We start from the raw sequence: 17,389 nt of genomic DNA, 5'->3' as shown, positions 1-17,389 counted from the left end.
TTACTGACCCTCATGTTGTTCATTGCTGTTTTGATATACCGATGATTGCTGGCGACGGAAAATGATGCTCAGGGTAATGATGGAGAGCAGCGCCATTGCCGCCAGCCAGTAGAATCCGCCGTTATAGCTGCCGCTGCGATCGCGGATAATGCCGATGACCCACGGGTTAACTACGCTGGCAATGCTGCCGAGGGCGTTAATCAGCGCGATGCTGCCCGCCACCACCGATGCGGGGAAGAACTGCGCCGGCAGGCCCCAGAAAACGGGCATCGCGCCGAAAAAGCCGAACGCCGAGCAGCAGAGAAACGCCATTTTGAGCAGGGAGTTATCGAACCACGCCACGCAGAGCAGGCCGAGGCATGAGATAAGCAGCGCCGCGTAATTGGCCAGCAGGCGCGAGCCGGGACGGTCGGCGATGCGTCCTAATACCAGCATGCCAATCAGGCCGAAGATATAAGGAATAATGGTGATAAAGCCGGTCTGCACGTGGCTTAAACCCGTTTCGCTGATAATTAGCGGCAGGAAGGTGCTGACCGCGCCGTTGAGGTTAGCCAGCCCGTAGTAGGTGAGGCTGAATAACAGCACCAGCGGGCTGAATAGCGCTTTGAGCAGGCCGCCGTGTCCGCGTGACGGCAGCTTTTTTTGTTCCGCAGCGAGGGTTGCCATCAGCCAGCGCTGCTCTTCTGCTTCGAGGAATTTGGCGTCTTTGGGTTTGTCGGGCAGCGCGAAGGGGACAATCAATCCCAGGGCAATGGCCGGAATGGCTTCGATCAGGAACATGATCTGCCAGCCGCTGAGCCCCATCCATCCGTGCAGCTCCAGCAGCAGGCTCGAAATCGGCGTGCCGATAATCAGCGCAATCGGGATACCCGTCATGAAGGAGGCAATAATGCGTCCGCGCCAGGCGGCGGGGAACCACATGGTGAGATAAAACACGATGCCAGGGAAGAAGCCGGCTTCGGCGGCGCCGAGCAGGGCGCGCATCACGTAAAGGCTATTTTCGTTCCAGACGAAGATATGCGCGCCGGAAACGAGCCCCCACGTCACCATAATTCTGGCGATCCACCAGCGGGCGCCAATTCTTTCCATCAGCAGGTTTGAGGGCAGTTCAAGGAGAGCGTAGGGGACAAAAAACAGCCCGGCGGCCAGGCCAAAGCTTGCGGCGCTGAGGCCGATATCCGCATTCATGGTTAATGCGGCAACTCCGATATTGGCCCGATCGATAACGGCGATGACGTAGCAAGCAATCAGCAGCGGGATCAGCCGCCAGGAGAGTTTGCGTATAACCCTTTTTTCAATTTCAGAATCTGTGGTTTGCATGGTGTGTCCTGATTATAAGGTCATAGGTATTCAAGGTTCTTGTATACAAGTTCTGTTGTATTCATCTCCCGTCCGGAGTTCAATACCGTCATTATCGAAATGAGATGTGAAACGTTTCAGCCGATGATTACAGGTCCTGGGCGATCGATAACGTTGAGCGGGGGCGGCAAAAGCGTCGGGCGGGGTTCCGCGCACGAAGCGGCGGCGCAGCCCCGATGAGTTAAGCAAGGCTGGGGGAAAAGGCGCCGACAAAGGTGCGGTGAAAGGCGCGAATCACGAGCGGAAGCGCTGGGCTCCCCGCCTCAATTAGCGCGCGTTTCGGCGGCGTTACTTTGCAGAAGGATGGGGAAAGAGCAGCCAGAAGCTCGTCCGGCGCCGGCCGGAGTTTACGCCGCAGCGCCCCTGGTGCAGCTGCATAATGCTGCGCACGATAGACAGACCCAGCCCGCTGCTGTTTCTGGAGGCGTGGCGGGCGCTATCGGCGCGCCAGAAGCGATCGAACAGCCGCTCCTGCTGCTCCGGCGAAATCGCCTCGCCGCGGTTGGTGACGCTAAGCAGTACGCCATCGGGCTGGGTCTGCGCTTCAACCTGTACTTCGCTACCGCTGTCGGCGTAGCGAATCGCGTTATCGAGCAGATTGGCGACGGCCCGCCGCAGCAGGTCGGCATCGGCGGTGATTTTTCCGCTGGCCGAAAAGCGCAGGGCGATCTGCCGCTCTTCCGCCGGACCTTCAAAATATTCCGCCAGCGGACGTAGAACCTCATCCAGCGACAGCGGCGCTTTGTTAATCGCCTGGCTGGCATTTTCCGCCCGGGCGAGGAACAACATTTTGTCGATCATGGTGGACAGGCGCACCAGCTCTTCAAAATTGGAGCCCAGCAGCGCGGTGTAATAGGCTTCGGTGCGTTTTTGCGTCAGCGCGATTTCGGTCTGCCCCAGCAGATTGCCGATGGGCGTGCGCAGATCGTGGGCCATATCCGCGCTGACCTGGCTGAGCTGCTGAAAGCTGTTTTCCAGCCTGTCCAGCATCTGATTAAAGGCGCTGATAAGCGGCCGTAGTTCCGCCGGAGGGTTGCGCAGCGTGATGCGCCTGCCCAGGTGGCGTACGTCAATCGTCGACGTTTCTCTGGCCAGACGCTGCAAAGGCCGCAGGCTGCGCCGGGCGAACAGGGCGCTGAGCACTATCACTACCAGCGCCGCGCACAGGGTGATCAGCGCGATCTGGCGAAGGTAGTTGGCCTGGATTTGCGTCCGCTCGGTCATCAGCCTGCCGGTAATAATTTCCAGCTGGCGTGAGGGAGAATGGCCGGTAATCGCCAGAGCGGAAGCCGAGATAAAGGGCACGCCGTTTGGCGTCTGCTGGTGATGCACGTCCTGCGGGACGATTGGCCGGCTGGCGGTTACCGGCTCGATGTCCGGCAGCGGACGCCTGCCCGGATTGACCTCAATCAGCGCAGGCTGGCCGGGGAAACGCAGCACCAGCAGCGATTCGGTATTGCCCAGCATATTGGTAAACAAATGGGGCTTTTCGCGGATCATCTGCTGGACATCCTCGTTAAGCACCAGCGTGCGGATTTGGTCCAGGCGGTTGGTTAAGGCGATGTCGTCGCGGATGCTGAGCTGCTGGCAGAGAGAGCGGTAGAGCGCGGTACCGACGCCGAACAACACCACCAGAACCGCAGCCCCTATCATCAGTGATAATCGGGTGCTGATTGCCAGGCTTCTCATTCCTGCTCCTCGCAGCAGTAGCCCACGCCGTGCACGGTATGAATCAGCGGAAAGTCAAAGGGCGCATCTACCTTTTGCCGCAGACGGCGCACCGCCACATCCACCACGTTGGTGTCGCTATCAAAATTCATGTCCCACACCCGCGAGGCGATCAGGGTGCGGGTCAATACCTGGCCGGAGTTGAGCATAAAGAGCTGTAGCAGGTTGAATTCTTTGTTGGTGAGGTCCAGGCGTACGCCGGCGCGCTCTACCCGCCGCGTCGTGATGTTGAGGCGCAAATCGCCGACCGTCAGCTGCTCTTCGCGCTTAGCCTGTCCGCCGCGGCGCAGGGCGGTGCGGATGCGCGCCAGCAGCTCGGCAAACGAGAAGGGCTTGAGCAGATAGTCATCTGCGCCGAGTTCCAGCCCCTTGATTTTGTCCTCGACGGTGCCTTTGGCGGTGAGGAAAATCACCGGGGTGTCAAACTGCTCATCCAGCTGCGCCATCACTTCCCAGCCGTTCATCTGCGGCATCATCACGTCCAGCAGGATGAGATCGTAGTGGTGCTCCCGGGCCATAAACAGCCCCTCCTGGCCGTTTACGGCAACGTCGACCACGTAGCCGGACTCGGTCAGGCCGCTGCGCATGTACTCACGCGCTTTGGGTTCGTCTTCTATCACCAGTATTTTCACCATGGCTCCTGAACGCGTTTCCCCACGCAGCGGCAGCGACTCACTTCTGCGCGCCGTTGGCCGCCTGCTCAATCAGCGCGGCGACCTCTTTGGGATGAGACTGAAAAACGGAATGGCTGCCGTCAACTTCCACGGTATGGCTTTTCGCGCGTTTAGCGTACATGCGCTCCAGATCGGGGTTAATAATTTTGTCCGATTTCGCCACCATATACCAGCTCGGCTTGGTTCGCCACGCGGCCTGCGTCACCACGGCAGCAAGCGAGGTCGGGGAGGTGGGGATTTGCGACTGGGCGCCAAATTGAGCCTGCTCGCGCGGCAGGTCGGCGGCAAAATCCCCCGGGAAGTAGCGCGGATCGAGCATCACGTAGCCGTCAGCCGTTTTGATAAACGGGTGCGCGGAGTTGGGATATTTTTTGCTGACCTCCGCCCGGTTCTCTCCGGCATCCAGCGCGTGGGCGGCGATATAAACCAGCCCGGCCACCTTCGGGTCGTTACCGGCCTGGGTAATAATCGCCCCGCCGTAGCTGTGGCCGACCAGAATGACCGGACCCTCCTGACGATCCAGAATACGCCGGGTGGCGGCGACATCGTCGGCAAACGAGGTCAGCGGCTCCTGCACCAGCGTGACCCTGTAGCCGTCGCGGCTCAGGATGTCATAGACCGGCTTCCACCCGGAACCATCAACAAAGGCGCCGTGTACCAGCACGATATTTTTCACCGGCGCGGCCTCGGCCGCGTGGCTGGCGCCGGCCATCATCATGGCCGCGGCGACAAGGCTCATTACTGCTTTATGTTGGATTTTCATGCTCATTCTCTCCTCAACGGGGATTTGTTCGGTGTGGGAGTGAGTGTAGCGAGAGGGTTCTGACAGGAAGGTGAGTCAGTTATGACAAAAAAATGACGGGCCGGGCGCGGGCCTTTGGCGCACGGGGAGAGGCGCGGAGGAAGGCGTGGCTAAAGGCGCGCGGCGGCGTTTAGGCCCCTGTTCGTGACCCGGAGAGCCGCCTGGGGTTCACGCCATTACCGCGCGTGGCGACTTCAGCGTTCTCTGATCCCAACCAGAAACAGGTTTACCAAATGCGCGATGCGCGATGGCGGCGATTCATCCTGCTCCGCTGCCAGAGAGATCGCCGTGACGACATACACCAGATCGTCAAAGGTCACATCGTGACGCAGGATCCCGGCTTCCTGCCCGCGGCGGAGCAGGCGCTGGCCCTCTTCGGTTATCGCATGGCAACCGGGCGTACCGCTTTGCAGAACCGTGCCAAGCGAGGCGGCAAGGCTGCGATAGATATTGGTGTTGGTCACGAGCTCTTCAAGATAGAGGCGTACCGCGCTACCCGGATCGACCTCGGCATCCCGGGCGCGGCTGGTCTCCGCCAGAGACAGAAAGCGCTCGCTGCAGGCGGCTGCCAGAAGGGCTTCACGGGTCGGGAAGCGCCGATACAGCGTACCGATACCGACCCCCGCACGTTTAGCCACGTCTTCCAGCGAGACGCTGGCCCCTTTGGTCAGAAATACCTCTTCGGCGGCGGCAAGAATCCGCTCGCGGTTTCTCTGCGCGTCAGCGCGCAGTATGGATTCGTCGTTCAATTTTTTCTCTCCCCCTTTGACAAGTGGAGGATACCTCCGTATTTTAAGTGGAGCAATACTCCACTTATTGATTGAGAGGGCGATGAAATGACGAAGCGGTTTGAGAACAAGGTTGTGGTCATCACCGGCGGCAGCGACGGTATTGGCCTGGAGACGGCGAAACGGTTCGCCGCTGAAGGTGCCCACGTGTATATCACCGGGCGTCGGCAGGAGCATCTCGATGCCGCCGTGCAGGAGATTGGCAACGGCGCGGTGGGCGTGCAGGGGGATGTCGCTATTCCCGCCGATCTCGATCGTCTCTTCGCGCGGATCGGGCATGACCACAGCAGGGTGGACGTTGTCTTTGCCAATGCGGGGATTGCCGAAACGCAACCGCTGGGGGCGATCGACGAAGCCCATTTCGACCGAATGTTTGCGGTGAATGTCAAAGGCTTACTTTTCACCGTGCAGAAGGCGCTCCCGTTGATGAGTGCGGGGGGCGCGATCGTCCTCAATGGATCGGTCGCCGGCAGCAAAGGCTTTGCCGGCCAGTCGCTGTACAACGCGAGCAAGGCCGCGGTTCGCTCGTTCGCGCGAACCTGGACCAATGACCTGAAAGAGCAGGGTATTCGTGTGAACGTCGTCGCGCCGGGAGGCACGGAAACACCTCTGATGCGTGGCTATCTTGACGCGCGTCCTGGATTTGAAGATATGCTGAATCAGCTTGTTCCGCTCGGCAGGCTGGGGCGGCCGGACGAAGTGGCGAAGGCCGTGCTGTTCCTGGCATCCAGCGAGAGCAGCTTCATCGCCGGCAATGAGCTGTTTGTCGATGGCGGCAGCGTCGCCGTTTAGCCGCCTCGCTGCCTGGGGCAGAGCCATTCCGACCGGCGGCGGGGAGAGCTCTGCCATCTCCCGGGACAAAAGCGCGGTGGACAATCCGCGCTTTTTTTTATGGCACGCTATCTCTAAATTTTATCCCCGCAGGGGGGCGTTTACGCACTCCGGACGGCAATACACTTTATTTCGACCAGCAGGCCCGGATGCGCCAGGTTCGTCACCTCTACACAGGTCCATGCGCTTCTGCCTCGTGGGAAAAGGCTGTCCTTCACGCGGCGAAAGGTACTCATATGTTCCGCCATATCAACGTGATAAGTGGTCATCTCCACCACATCGTCAAAGCTGCAGCCCGCTTCGTTGAGCACTAATTCCAGGTTACGCCAGCAGGCAATAAACTGCTGTTGCGGGTCGGTAATCACCTCAAGCTCGGCCGTGCGGCCCACCTGCCCGGCGCAATAGAGGGTGTTGCCGACCAGCACGGCGGGCACGTAGCCGGTGCGTTCAGAGAGCGCCCGCATGGCGGCGGGGATAATGAATTTTCTTTCAGTCATGACGTATTTAATCCTTCGTTGTGCAGCCAGGCGGCTTGCGTTTGTCCTTCCGCCGCTGCTAGTATAGGAACCAATCGGTTTATAATCTAAGCCTCCTGTTTGGGTTTATCAATGAAAAATCTGTCTGGTATCGGGCGTCCGCGAGAGTTTGAGCTGGAAGAGGCCGCCCGCGATGCAATGAATGTTTTTTGGGATCTCGGCTATGAGGCGGCCTCGCTGCCGGATTTGATCGCCGGTACCGGCTTATCGCGCGGTAGCCTTTACAAAGCGTTCGGCGATAAAAAGGGGCTGCTGCTGGCCGCGCTGGATCTGTACACCGCCGACGGGCTGAAGGCGACGGCGGATATTCTGTCCCAACCCGGATCGGTAGCCGAAGCGATCCGCGCTTCGCTGCTGCGCTATGCCGCGCTTTCATCGGGCGAGAAGGGGCGACGCGGCTGCCTGGTGGTGTCATTGACCACCGAAATGGCCGCGCGCGATGAGCAGGTGGCCGAGCGAACCGGGCGCATGTTCCGGCGGTTGCAGCAGCTGTATGCCGCGGCGATCGTGCGCGGTCAGATCGGCGGCGAGCTGCCCGAGTGCGATGAGCAGGCGGCGGCACGTTTTCTGGTTTGTCAGATTGAAGGTATGCGGGTGCTGGGCAAAACCGGCGCGCGCGAAGAAGAGATGCACGCCGTGGTTGATTGCACGATGCGGGTTATCGAGGGTTAAATTTTTATCTTATTTGGAACTGAATGGTTCCATTTTGGAGGCCGTATATGTCCCACATAGATCCTGACTCAGCCGAGCCTCATCGTTGGGCGATGTTTATCGTCCTGCTGGTGGGCGCTTTTTTACCGCCGCTTGATTTTTTTATCGTGAACGTGGCGCTGCCTTCAATTCAGGGGGAGCTGGGGACCTCAGCTTCGGCTGAGCAGTTTGTCATATCGTCCTATGCCGGATTTTATGCCGTTACGCTGATCACCGGCGGGCGGCTGGGGGATCTGTTTGGGCGCGGGCGGATGTTTTTTACCGGCTTGATTGGCTTTGCCGCGGCATCGGCGCTGTGTGGTTTTGCCTGGTCGCCCGGGGCGCTGATCGCCGGCCGCGTGTTGCAGGGGATCGCCGCCGCGATTATGGCTCCGCAGGCGCTGGCGTCGATTCAGGCTATTTTCCCGGAAGCGGAAAAATCGCGCGCGCTGGGCCTTTACGGGGCGGTGTTCGGCCTGGCGTCGGTTATCGGCCAGGCGCTGGGCGGCATTCTGATCTCTTTAAATCTCTTTGATAGCGGCTGGCGGGCCATTTTCCTCGTCAACCTGCCGATCGCGCTACTGGTCATCCTGTTCGGCATTCCGCTGATAAAAGAGACGCGCGCACCGCAGGCCCGCAGGTTAGACATGGGCGGGATGACGCTCTCAGTCATCACCCTGGGGCTGCTTATCGTACCGCTGATCGAAGGCCGGGAGGCGGGCTGGCCGTGGTGGTCCTGGCTGGCGCTATCACTCACGCCGGTCGCTGCCTGTCTGTTCTGGCGCTATGAAAACCGGCTTGCGCGCAGGGGCGGCGATCCCCTTATCGACCCGATGATTTTTCGCGAGCCGGGCATGGGGCTTTCCCTGCTGCTGGCGCTGCTGTTCTATTCGATTGGCGTCTTTTTCCTGCTGTTCTCGATCTATTTGCAGAGCGCTCTGCAGCAAAGCGTACTGCGGGCAGGGCTGATCTTTTTGCCGTTCGGCGCCGGTTTTTTGCTGGGGCCGCTGTCAACGCCGTTTGGCCGACGGATGGTCGGTCCTTACGTCAATCCCATCGGCATGGGGCTGGAAACGCTGGGTCTGCTCGGATTTGCCGGGCTGATGATGACGACGGCGGACGGTATCCCGCCGGCCGCCGTCCCCCTGTCAGCGGCGCTTTTCATCATCGGCTTCGGCCAGGGGCTGGCGCTCCCGACGCTGATGCACATTATTACCGGCCGCGTTGCGCCGGCCTATGCCGGGATGATTGCCGGCGTGGTCAGCTCGACCCTACAGCTGAGCACCGCCCTTAGCGTGGCGGTTATTGGCGGCATTTTTTATGCCGTACTGGGTTCACGCAGCGATCCTGCCGCGATTACCCATGCCTTTATCGTCGCCGTCCTGTGCATCGCCAGCTGTCTGGCGGCCGGGGCAGGGTTAAGTATCAGGCTGGCCCGAAAGTCTGCGGTTGGGCTGAAGGTCCTTAAATCGAACGTATGAGCCGCTCAACCCGCGCTGAGGCCAGCGCGGCTATTTCAAATCCCTTTAACAGAAGAGCATTATGAATACAGAGAATACGCAGGTTGTTATCTACGTCAGCTATCAGGGCAGCGCGCAGGATCGTTTCGATCGGCAATACTATGTTAACGGCCATCTTCCGCTGGTGATGGACCTCTGGGGAAAATATGGTTTGCTCAGCGTGGCCGCTTTCTTCCCGATGCGGGAGGAACCGGGAACTCTTGCCATTTGTGAATGTATTTTCCGCGATGAGGCGGCGGTGGCCGCGGTATTTTCTTCGCCGGAAGTCGCCGAAGTGATGGCGGACGTGCCGCTGTTTACCGATATCCACCCCGTGCGCATGCGCGCTCGTCCGCTTTGATTACGTAAATAAGCCACCTGCAGAGCAGGTGGCGTTAATCTTATTGCGTTTCCGGGAATCAGATGCCGGGACGACAGGCCTCACCAATCAAATTCGATCGCAATTTTACCGAAATGCCCGCCTTGCGACATCAGCTCATAGGCCTGCGCGAGCTCGTTGAGGGTGAATTTGCGGTCGATGACCGGCTCGATGCGGTGTGCTGCGATCGCCGCCACCGCAGCGGCCAGATCGGCCACCGACCCACCGTTGGCGCCCTGAACGCGCACCTCCTTGAAGATCACTGACAGCAGGTCCAGCGGAGTCGAGCCACCGCCGAGAAAACCGATCGCTGCTACCGTGCCGCCGTGGCGCACGGCGGATACCGAGCGGTTAAAGGCTTCCCCTCCGACGGGATCGATAACTAAGTCCGCGCCCACGCCGCCGGTGCGCTGCTGGATAAATACGTCCCATGCGGCGTCCTTGCGGTAGTTGAACACCTCATCGGCACCTAGTTCACGGGCTCGCCTCAGCTTTTCCTCGGAGGAGGAGGTGATGATGACCCTGGCCCCGCGGGCCTTGGCCAGCTGCAGAGCGAATATTGACACCCCACCTGTACCCAGCAGAGCGACGGTCGATGCGGGTCCAATATGCGCCGCCTCCAGAGCCCGCCATGCGGTCATCGCGGCGACGGGCAGCGTACCCGCCGCTTCCCAACTTAAGTAATCAGGGATCTTTACAACGCCAGCCGCGTCGAGTTCGGCGATTTCAACCAGCGAACCGGGGAGGGTCGCTCCGCGCATGGGGTTGGCCAGCTCGGCGCTGGAGCGGCCGGCAATCCAGCGCGCCTTAACGTGGACGGCGACGCGATCCCCCACTTTGACCTGCCAGACATCCTCCCCGATAGCCACGACTTCACCCGCGCCATCGGCAAGCGGAATAATGGGATAAGGCACACCGGGATATTGGCCGGAGGCCACGGCCAGATCGGCGAAATTAATACTGCCAGCCTTCATCCGTACCAGGATGCGCCCTTTGGTCGGGGGGACGGGGTCGGGACGCTCTCCATACTGGAATGCATCTCGTGAAGGGGCTGTGATTTCAATGTATTTCATCGGGGTTACTCCGTGGGGAAAAACCCACTGTACATTGCTGCATTTATATTTAGAATTGATAGAAATTACACTTCATCCGTGCGATATATGCAGCAATCATTCTTTTCTAATTTGAACGAACTGGCGGCATTTGTGGCGCTGGCTGATACGGGGTCTTTCGCCGCGGCCGGTCGGCAACTCGGACGCGATTCGACGGCTATTTCTCGCCGCCTGAGTGCGATGGAGGCGAGAATGGGGATCAGACTGGCGGAGCGAAGCACGCGTAAGGTTGTCCTCACGGAAGCGGGCCGCAGCTACCTGGAGCGTATTCGTCCGCTGCTGTATGAGCTGCAGGCCGCCGGAGGGGAGGCGGCTGCCTTTGCCGATGGCGAAGCCCGCGGACATTTACGCGTCACCTTGCCGGGAAACTTTGGCCGCCTGTGGCTGACTCCGCTCATCCTGGAGTTTCTGCGCGCGCATCCTCAGGTAACCGTGGAAGTGGATACCAGTAACCGATTCGTCGATCTTATCGGCGAGCGTTTTGATCTCGCTATTCGGCTGGGAGAGCTCCCCGACTCGCGCCTGGTTGCGCGCAAAGTAGCCGAGCGGCGCCGATTAATCTGCGCATCACCGGCGTTTATTGCCCGGCATCCGACTATCCGGGTACCGCAGGACCTGACGAACGTGCCGTGCTTATGCTTCACCGGCCGGCACGATCCTTACAAATGGAGCTTCAGCAAACCAAACGGAGGAGCCTCTGGCGTCGCGGTGACCGGCCCCCTTGCTTCGGACGATGCCGAGCTATTGGTCGAGGCGGCCGTCAGCGGCATGGGGGTTTTATATACTTCTGACTGGTATGCCTCCCGTGAACTGGCAGCGGGGCGGCTTGTTGAGATCCTGCCTGACTGGACCCTACTCGACCGAGGTGCGGTGTATGTGGTCACCCCCGCAGCCGCGGGTACGCCCTCGAAAACTCGCGCCTTTTCTGATTGGATCGCGGAGAGATTGAAGCCGCCGCCTTGGGCCGTGTTACCGAAGGTTGCCTCCTGACCATCCCGTCACGCTGAGTTCGCACGATCGCGGCGCGGGGGGATAATTCAGCGGGTTATGATAAAGCCCTGACGGCTCCTTCAGGGCTTTTTAATTGGGCGCTTCGGCAGGGGGCCGTATGCCCGGTGCAGGCCGCAGGGGGGAGGATCGAGGCCAGCGCCACTCGGTCAATTTATTTGATGCATTATGTTAAATAAACGATATTTATTCTCATCAGCGAATGCGTAAAGTAGACCTAAACCTCGGCAGGTGCTGATTGACGGCACCGTGGTCAATGCCAGCCTGCGGATAATTTCCCTGCAAACCAGGATGAATACGTCATGAAAAAGATTGGATTTTTGTCATTTGGTCACTGGACGCCGTCGGCGCAGTCCGCAACCCGGTCGGCCGCTGACGCGCTGCTGCAATCCATCGACCTGGCCGTTGCCGCCGAAGAGCTGGGCGCGGACGGCGCCTATTTCCGGGTGCACCATTTTGCCCGCCAGCTCAGCTCGCCGTTTCCTCTCCTGGCCGCGATAGGCGCGAAAACCCGCAGCATTGAAATCGGGACGGGCGTTATCGATATGCGCTATGAAAATCCGCTGTATATGGCCGAGGACGCGGGGGCGGCGGATTTGATCTCCGGCGGCCGCCTGCAGCTTGGTATCAGCCGCGGCTCTCCGGAGCAGGTGATCGACGGCTGGCGTCATTTTGGCTATGTGCCTTCCGCCGGGGAAAACGAAGCAGACATGGCGCGCCGTCATACCGAAGTGCTGCTGGACGTACTGCGAGGCGAAGGTTTTGCCAAACCGAATCCGCAGCCTATGTTTCCTAACCCGCCGGGCCTGCTACGCCCCGAGCCCTATGCCGAAGGGCTGCGCGAGCGTATCTGGTGGGGGGCGGGCTCGAACGCGACCGCGGTATGGGCGGCGAAGCTGGGCATGAACCTGCAAAGCTCGACGTTGAAAGATGACGAAACGGGCGAGCCTTTCCATATTCAGCAGGCGAAACAGATCCGGGCCTACCGCGAGGCCTGGGCGCAGGCGGGACATTCCCGCACGCCGCGCGTCTCGGTCAGCCGCAGTATTTTTGCCCTGATGGACGACCGCGATCGGATGTATTTCGGTTCCGGCCGCGATGACGGCGATACGATCGGCTTACTGGATGAGAAAACGCGCGCGATTTTCGGCCGCAGCTATGCCGCAGAGCCGGACAGGCTTATCGAGCTGCTGAAACAGGACGAAGCGATCGCCGAAGCGGACACCTTATTACTGACCGTGCCGAATCAGCTGGGCGTGGATTACAACGCGCACGTTATCGAGTCGATCCTCAAACACGTTGCGCCGGCGCTGGGCTGGCGCGGCTAATTGGCTGTAAGGCAAAACGCTCCGCAGGCATTGCGCCATGCGGGGCGTTAATCATCGATACGTTGAACGCACGACCCTACGGGTGCGTTTGCGGCTGTAGCTGATAGATCCATGCGCACAGGCGCCGACCATCGGCCGTCGTCACCTCAACTTCCACCCGGTCGTAGCCCTCTTCAAATTCATCCAGCATTGGCCAGCACTCCGCCAGCTTCGCGGACAAAAACAGATAACCCTGGACCTGCGGCCCGTTTTTACTCAGGACGATCCCCGGAAAATCAGCGGCAGCGCCCCAGCCGCGTTCGTAAAACGTGCCGGTCACCGCGCCTGGCAGCCACTCTCCGCCGATGTTTTCCAGAATATGAGCATTAGCGTGGCCCGGGCGCAGCGTGCCGTAGACAAATAAGCGTTCCATTATCCCTCATTAAGCAAAGTGATGAATTCCCCAACGGGCAGGGGACATCGCTTATACTGGCGGAATCATCACGCTTTTTAAAGCGCCGGGATAGCGCTTCAGCCTGGTCAGCGACCCGCCGGTGTGAATAAAAGGACGTCACAGGAACCGTTCTGATACTCTGACATGCTTTGTTTGCCGGACGGTCAACGGAGCGGATGGATATCAATAAATAAAAAACGAGCGCATCTGGCGAGCAGGCTGCGTTCAATATTTCCCGCATTAACGCCCTGCCGTTGGCGGCTGGCGTGGCGGGCTAAAATGTTATGTCGATCGCGTTTATTATTATTGCGCTTAAAAAACATTTCCACCTTAAGGTTATTTTAAGCTTCTTTTATCCCGTAATTTAAAATAAGAATAATCAAACAAGCCGCTTATTAAACAGAGTGTTTTTAACTGTTTTGTTTTGATGGTAATTGTTTTCATTATCATTCTTATTTCTCTGTGCTTTAATCCTTTTCGCTCTGCTTTGGTTGCCCTTTTTCTTCTATTACTAAGGATTAGCATATGAATTTCCGCCTCTCATCCTGTTACTCTGCGGCGTTGGTCGCGTCGGCAATGTTCCTTGCGCCCCAGGCTCTGGCTGCAGATAGCAGCGAAGGTATTGTTATTTATAATGCGCAGCATGAAAACCTGGTTAAGTCGTGGGTTGACGGGTTTACCAAAGAGACCGGTATTAAAGTGACCTTACGTAACGGCGGAGACAGCGAGCTGGGCAACCAGCTGGTGCAGGAAGGGGCGGCATCTCCGGCCGACGTCTTCCTGACCGAAAACTCTCCGTCGATGGTGCTGGTTGATAACGCCAGGCTGTTTGCCCCCCTGGAGGCCGATACCCTGAAGCAGGTGGCGCCAGAGTATCGCCCGGAGCACGGGCGCTGGGTCGGTATCGCCGCACGCAGCACCGTGTTCGTCTATAACCCGCAAAAAATCAGCGAATCTCAGCTGCCGAACTCGCTGATGGACCTGGCAAAACCAGAGTGGAAAGGGCGCTGGGCGGCCTCTCCGTCAGGGGCCGATTTCCAGGCTATCGTTAGCGCGATGCTGGCGCTGAAAGGCGAGAAGGCGACCCTCGACTGGCTCAAAGCAATGAAGGCCAACTTTGTGGCCTATAAAGGCAACAGCACGGTGATGAAGGCGGTCAACGCGGGACAGATTGATGGGGGCGTGATCTACCACTACTACCGCTTTGTCGATCAGGCTAAAACCGGCGAAAACAGCAAAAACACCAGGCTCTATTACTTCAAGCAGCAGGACCCGGGCGCGTTTGTCAGCATTTCCGGCGGTGGCGTACTGGCATCCAGCAAGCATCCGCAGCAGGCCCAGGCCTTTATCAGGTGGATCACCGGCAAGCAGGGCCAGGACGAGCTGCGCACCAACAATGCGTTTGAATATGCCGTTGGCGTCAACGCGGCCTCCAATCCGAAGCTGACGCCGCTGCGCAAGCTGGATGCGCCAAAAGTTGAGCCTTCCTCACTGAACGGTAAAAAGGTCATCGATCTGATGACGCAGGCTGGTCTGCTGTAATCCCTGGCTGAAGTGAAAAATTTATGTCTGGTCTGAGTCTTATACTCGGAAAAAAAGTTGGACGCCTGCCTGAGCGCAGGCGTCCTGCGTTTCCGATGATGGCATTAGCCGTCCTGTTTTCATTACTTGCGCTGCTGCCGCCCGGTTTTGTCATTGCTGTTGGCATTGAAACCGGCTGGGAGACCATTAAAACGCTGGTATTTCGCCCGCGGGTTGGCGAATTGCTCAACAACACGCTGTGGCTGACCGCGCTGACGATCCCGCTGTGCATTACGCTCGGGGTGATGGTGGCATGGCTGACGGAGCGCACGACGCTGGCGGGTCGCGGGATATGGTCGGCGCTGGCCGTTGCGCCGCTGGCCATTCCGGCATTTGTGCAAAGCTATGCCTGGGTCAGCGCCGTTCCGTCGATGCACGGCCTCTCCTCCGGCGTCTTTCTCTCGGTCTTAGCCTACTACCCGTTTATCTATATGCCGGTTGCGGCGGTGCTCAAACGTCTTGACCCGACGCTTGAGGACGTGGCTGCATCGCTCGGGACGCCGCCCTGGAGGGTCTTTTTCAGCGTGGTATTCCCCCAGCTGAAGCTGGCGATTTGCGGCGGGGCGCTGCTGGTAGCCCTTCATCTGCTGGCGGAGTACGGTCTGTTCGTGATGATCCGCTTCGATACCTTTACTACTGCGATTTACGACCAGTTTCAGTCCACTTTCAGCGGCTCGGCCGCGAACATGCTGGCCGGCGTCCTCGCGCTGTGCTGCCTGGCGATTTTACTGCTGGAGGGCGCAGCGCGCGGTAAGGCCCGCTACGCGAGGATTGGTGCGGGGGCCGCGCGCGAACAGAAGCGGCGGACGCTGAAAACGCCGGCCACCCTTGCCGCGCAGCTGCTGCTTTTTACGCTGGTGCTTCTCGCGCTCGGCGTGCCGCTGATTGTCCTCTGCCGCTGGCTATGGCTGGGGGGAGTGGCAAACTGGTACCACGCCGATCTCTGGCTCTCGCTGCGCCAGACGCTGATGACCGGCGCCGCCGGCGCCCTGTTGACCACCGCCTGCGCTATCCCCATCGCGTGGCTGGGCGTACGCTATCCGCACCGCGTGTTCCGCCTGCTGGAAGGGTGCAACTATATAACCAGCTCGCTGCCGGGTATCGTCACGGCGCTGGCGCTGGTGACGGTCACTATCCACTACGCGCGGCCGGTCTATCAAACGGAAGTCACTCTGTTTCTTGCCTATCTGCTGATGTTTATGCCCAGAGCGCTGATCAATCTGCGCGCCGGGATTGCCCAGGCGCCGGTGGAGCTGGAAAACGTCGCGCGCAGCCTGGGGCGAACTCCTGCCCGGGCGCTCTGGAGCGTCACCATGCGCCTCGCGGCACCCGGCGCCGCCGCCGGCGCGGCGCTGGTCTTCCTCGGCGTGAGCAACGAGCTGACCGCCACGCTGCTGCTTTCGCCGCTGGGTACCCGCACGCTGGCAACCGGCTTCTGGGCGCTCACCAGCGAGATTGACTACGTGGCCGCCGCGCCCTACGCGATGTTAATGATTCTGATCTCGCTGCCGCTAACCGGCATTCTTTATGTACAGTCGAAAAAAATGGCAGGTTTGTAATATGCTGGAACTCACCTCGCTCTCTAAATCTTTTGCCGATGCCCTGGTGCTGGATAATCTCAATCTGACGGTGGCTCCCGGCAGCCGTTCGGCGATCGTCGGGCCTTCAGGGTCCGGAAAAACCACCTTGCTGCGCATTCTTGCCGGCTTTGAAACGCCGGATACCGGCCGTATCGTTATGCAGGGAAAAACGCTGTACGGCGAAGGGGTTTTTATTCCCGCTCACCAGCGTGGTATCGGCTTTGTGCCGCAGGAGGGGGCGCTTTTCCCCCATCTTAACGTGGCGGACAATATTGCCTGGGGTCTGGACGATACCCGCCGGGAGAAGCGCCGTAAGGTAGAGGCGCTGATGGAGATGGTCTCTCTGGACCCTCAGCTGGCGACCCACTGGCCTCACGAAATTTCCGGCGGCCAGCAGCAGCGCGTGGCCTTAGCCAGGGCTCTGGCGCAGCGTCCCGCGCTGATGCTGCTGGATGAGCCTTTCTCGGCCCTCGATACCGGACTTCGCGCCGCCACCCGCAGAGCTACCGCAGATTTGCTGGCGCAGAGCGGCGTGGCGTCCATCCTTGTAACCCACGATCGGAACGAAGCGCTCTCTTTCGCCAGCCAGGTGGCGGTGATGCGCGAGGGGCGTTTCACTCAGGTCGGCAGCCCTTTTGCGGTTTACTCCCGGCCGGTTGATGAGGCGACCGGGCTGTTTCTTGGCGACGCGCTGGTGCTTCCCGCCCGGCTCAGCGCCGGCCGCGCGGAGTGCGTCATTGGCGAGGTGCTCACCGATGATGACCATGCTGCGGGGAGTGGCCGGATTATGCTGCGCCCGGAGCAGCTGATTGTTACCGTCTGCCAGGCGCATGAAAGCGCCATGACGATCGTTGACGTCGATTTTTGCGGACATCTCTCTACCCTGAGCCTGGCAGCCCCGGGGATGGCGGAACCGCTGATCCTGAAAACCGTTAGCCAGGCAGGCTGGACGATGGGCGCCGCGGTGCGTTTAGCGGTCGCCGGGAAGGCGCGGGTATTTATGCATTAAAATAATGATACCTCTTTTGTCGATGATTGTTCTGTCCGGGCAGCCAAATGGC

17 protein-coding genes are annotated in these 17,389 nt (G+C 59.6%); 9 read left to right on the top strand and 8 right to left on the bottom strand.

Features of this window, described 5'->3' with window-relative positions; all coding sequences use genetic code 11:
* The 5 genes from QFI97_RS18580 to QFI97_RS18560 form a co-directional block, all read right to left on the bottom strand.
* A complete protein-coding gene (locus tag QFI97_RS18580) occupies positions 1 to 1,320 on the bottom strand; it encodes an MFS transporter (RefSeq protein ID WP_095096026.1) in 1,320 nt (439 codons plus the stop codon).
* A gap of 327 nt (positions 1,321 to 1,647) precedes the next feature.
* The gene (locus QFI97_RS18575; RefSeq protein ID WP_095096028.1) at positions 1,648 to 3,048 is read right to left on the bottom strand and encodes a heavy metal sensor histidine kinase; all 1,401 of its coding nucleotides are present in this window, start codon (positions 3,046 to 3,048) and stop codon (positions 1,648 to 1,650) included.
* The gene (locus tag QFI97_RS18570; protein ID WP_346432107.1) at positions 3,045 to 3,719 is read right to left on the bottom strand and encodes a heavy metal response regulator transcription factor; all 675 of its coding nucleotides are present in this window, start codon (positions 3,717 to 3,719) and stop codon (positions 3,045 to 3,047) included. Before QFI97_RS18570 ends, QFI97_RS18575 begins: the two co-directional genes overlap by 4 nt.
* A gap of 40 nt (positions 3,720 to 3,759) precedes the next feature.
* Positions 3,760 to 4,524 carry an alpha/beta hydrolase gene (locus QFI97_RS18565; RefSeq protein WP_159236512.1) on the bottom strand — a complete coding sequence of 255 codons (765 nt, stop codon included), beginning with the start codon at positions 4,522 to 4,524 and terminating at the stop codon, positions 3,760 to 3,762.
* A gap of 233 nt (positions 4,525 to 4,757) precedes the next feature.
* Positions 4,758 to 5,312 carry a TetR/AcrR family transcriptional regulator gene (locus tag QFI97_RS18560; protein ID WP_346431764.1) on the bottom strand — a complete coding sequence of 185 codons (555 nt, stop codon included), beginning with the start codon at positions 5,310 to 5,312 and terminating at the stop codon, positions 4,758 to 4,760.
* A gap of 87 nt (positions 5,313 to 5,399) precedes the next feature.
* Here QFI97_RS18560 and QFI97_RS18555 point away from each other — a divergent pair, with 87 nt between their 5' ends.
* Positions 5,400 to 6,143 (top strand): SDR family NAD(P)-dependent oxidoreductase, encoded by a 744-nt coding sequence (locus QFI97_RS18555; protein WP_346431763.1) that lies wholly within the window; start codon positions 5,400 to 5,402, stop codon positions 6,141 to 6,143.
* 140 nt (positions 6,144 to 6,283) lie between these two features.
* On the opposite strand, the gene QFI97_RS18550 is transcribed toward QFI97_RS18555, so the two are convergent.
* Complete coding sequence (locus QFI97_RS18550; protein ID WP_095096046.1) at positions 6,284 to 6,679, bottom strand: RidA family protein; 396 nt, start codon at positions 6,677 to 6,679, stop codon at positions 6,284 to 6,286.
* A 111-nt stretch (positions 6,680 to 6,790) separates the two neighbouring features.
* Between QFI97_RS18550 and QFI97_RS18545 the strand changes: the two genes are divergently transcribed.
* From QFI97_RS18545 to QFI97_RS18535, 3 genes are all read left to right on the top strand, one after another.
* Positions 6,791 to 7,390 (top strand): TetR/AcrR family transcriptional regulator, encoded by a 600-nt coding sequence (locus QFI97_RS18545; protein WP_331835590.1) that lies wholly within the window; start codon positions 6,791 to 6,793, stop codon positions 7,388 to 7,390.
* 47 nt (positions 7,391 to 7,437) lie between these two features.
* Positions 7,438 to 8,889, top strand: coding sequence for an MFS transporter (locus QFI97_RS18540; RefSeq protein ID WP_346431762.1), 1,452 nt, complete (start codon positions 7,438 to 7,440; stop codon positions 8,887 to 8,889).
* Between the two features lie 61 nt (positions 8,890 to 8,950).
* Entirely contained in the window at positions 8,951 to 9,268 is a 318-nt protein-coding gene (locus QFI97_RS18535) for an EthD family reductase (RefSeq protein ID WP_095096054.1), read from the top strand.
* Between the two features lie 80 nt (positions 9,269 to 9,348).
* Here the strand turns inward: QFI97_RS18535 and QFI97_RS18530 are convergent, their stop codons facing one another.
* On the bottom strand, positions 9,349 to 10,359 hold the full coding sequence (locus tag QFI97_RS18530; protein ID WP_346431761.1) for a zinc-dependent alcohol dehydrogenase family protein: 1,011 nt from the start codon (positions 10,357 to 10,359) through the stop codon (positions 9,349 to 9,351).
* A gap of 87 nt (positions 10,360 to 10,446) precedes the next feature.
* Between QFI97_RS18530 and QFI97_RS18525 the strand changes: the two genes are divergently transcribed.
* Positions 10,447 to 11,388, top strand: coding sequence for a LysR family transcriptional regulator (locus QFI97_RS18525; RefSeq protein WP_095096060.1), 942 nt, complete (start codon positions 10,447 to 10,449; stop codon positions 11,386 to 11,388).
* A gap of 320 nt (positions 11,389 to 11,708) precedes the next feature.
* Positions 11,709 to 12,734, top strand: coding sequence for an LLM class flavin-dependent oxidoreductase (locus tag QFI97_RS18520; protein WP_331835586.1), 1,026 nt, complete (start codon positions 11,709 to 11,711; stop codon positions 12,732 to 12,734).
* A gap of 76 nt (positions 12,735 to 12,810) precedes the next feature.
* On the opposite strand, the gene QFI97_RS18515 is transcribed toward QFI97_RS18520, so the two are convergent.
* On the bottom strand, positions 12,811 to 13,146 hold the full coding sequence (locus QFI97_RS18515; protein ID WP_095096065.1) for a gamma-glutamylcyclotransferase family protein: 336 nt from the start codon (positions 13,144 to 13,146) through the stop codon (positions 12,811 to 12,813).
* A 546-nt stretch (positions 13,147 to 13,692) separates the two neighbouring features.
* On the opposite strand from QFI97_RS18515, the gene QFI97_RS18510 reads away from it, so the two are divergent.
* From QFI97_RS18510 to QFI97_RS18500, 3 genes are read left to right on the top strand one after another with little or no spacing between them, the layout of a single operon-like run.
* Complete coding sequence (locus tag QFI97_RS18510) at positions 13,693 to 14,709, top strand: iron ABC transporter substrate-binding protein (RefSeq protein ID WP_346431760.1); 1,017 nt, start codon at positions 13,693 to 13,695, stop codon at positions 14,707 to 14,709.
* A gap of 23 nt (positions 14,710 to 14,732) precedes the next feature.
* Complete coding sequence (locus QFI97_RS18505) at positions 14,733 to 16,307, top strand: ABC transporter permease (protein WP_346431759.1); 1,575 nt, start codon at positions 14,733 to 14,735, stop codon at positions 16,305 to 16,307.
* Position 16,308: 1 nt separating this feature from the next.
* Positions 16,309 to 17,337 carry an ABC transporter ATP-binding protein gene (locus QFI97_RS18500; protein WP_346431758.1) on the top strand — a complete coding sequence of 343 codons (1,029 nt, stop codon included), beginning with the start codon at positions 16,309 to 16,311 and terminating at the stop codon, positions 17,335 to 17,337.
* Positions 17,338 to 17,389: the final 52 nt, after the last annotated feature.

Origin of the sequence: Klebsiella scottii (assembly GCF_036561945.1) — a bacterium.
Taxonomy (GTDB): Bacteria; Pseudomonadota; Gammaproteobacteria; order Enterobacterales; family Enterobacteriaceae; genus Klebsiella; species Klebsiella scottii.
Note: the sequence above shows the minus strand (reverse complement) of the source record. Positions and strands in the feature narration are given on the sequence as shown.

Bases quoted from the DNA above. Each gene is read 5' to 3' on its own strand.
- QFI97_RS18550 (WP_095096046.1), bottom strand. From the start codon at position 6,679: ATGACTGAAAGAAAATTCATTATCCCCGCCGCCATGCGGGCGCTCTCT.
- QFI97_RS18505 (WP_346431759.1), top strand. From the start codon at position 14,733: ATGTCTGGTCTGAGTCTTATACTCGGAAAAAAAGTTGGACGCCTGCCT.
- QFI97_RS18515 (WP_095096065.1), bottom strand. From the start codon at position 13,146: ATGGAACGCTTATTTGTCTACGGCACGCTGCGCCCGGGCCACGCTAAT.
- QFI97_RS18580 (WP_095096026.1), bottom strand. From the start codon at position 1,320: ATGCAAACCACAGATTCTGAAATTGAAAAAAGGGTTATACGCAAACTC.
- QFI97_RS18530 (WP_346431761.1), bottom strand. From the start codon at position 10,359: ATGAAATACATTGAAATCACAGCCCCTTCACGAGATGCATTCCAGTAT.
- QFI97_RS18510 (WP_346431760.1), top strand. From the start codon at position 13,693: ATGAATTTCCGCCTCTCATCCTGTTACTCTGCGGCGTTGGTCGCGTCG.
- QFI97_RS18500 (WP_346431758.1), top strand. From the start codon at position 16,309: ATGCTGGAACTCACCTCGCTCTCTAAATCTTTTGCCGATGCCCTGGTG.
- QFI97_RS18565 (WP_159236512.1), bottom strand. From the start codon at position 4,524: ATGAAAATCCAACATAAAGCAGTAATGAGCCTTGTCGCCGCGGCCATG.
- QFI97_RS18525 (WP_095096060.1), top strand. From the start codon at position 10,447: ATGCAGCAATCATTCTTTTCTAATTTGAACGAACTGGCGGCATTTGTG.
- QFI97_RS18540 (WP_346431762.1), top strand. From the start codon at position 7,438: ATGTCCCACATAGATCCTGACTCAGCCGAGCCTCATCGTTGGGCGATG.
- QFI97_RS18520 (WP_331835586.1), top strand. From the start codon at position 11,709: ATGAAAAAGATTGGATTTTTGTCATTTGGTCACTGGACGCCGTCGGCG.
- QFI97_RS18575 (WP_095096028.1), bottom strand. From the start codon at position 3,048: ATGAGAAGCCTGGCAATCAGCACCCGATTATCACTGATGATAGGGGCT.
- QFI97_RS18535 (WP_095096054.1), top strand. From the start codon at position 8,951: ATGAATACAGAGAATACGCAGGTTGTTATCTACGTCAGCTATCAGGGC.
- QFI97_RS18555 (WP_346431763.1), top strand. From the start codon at position 5,400: ATGACGAAGCGGTTTGAGAACAAGGTTGTGGTCATCACCGGCGGCAGC.
- QFI97_RS18545 (WP_331835590.1), top strand. From the start codon at position 6,791: ATGAAAAATCTGTCTGGTATCGGGCGTCCGCGAGAGTTTGAGCTGGAA.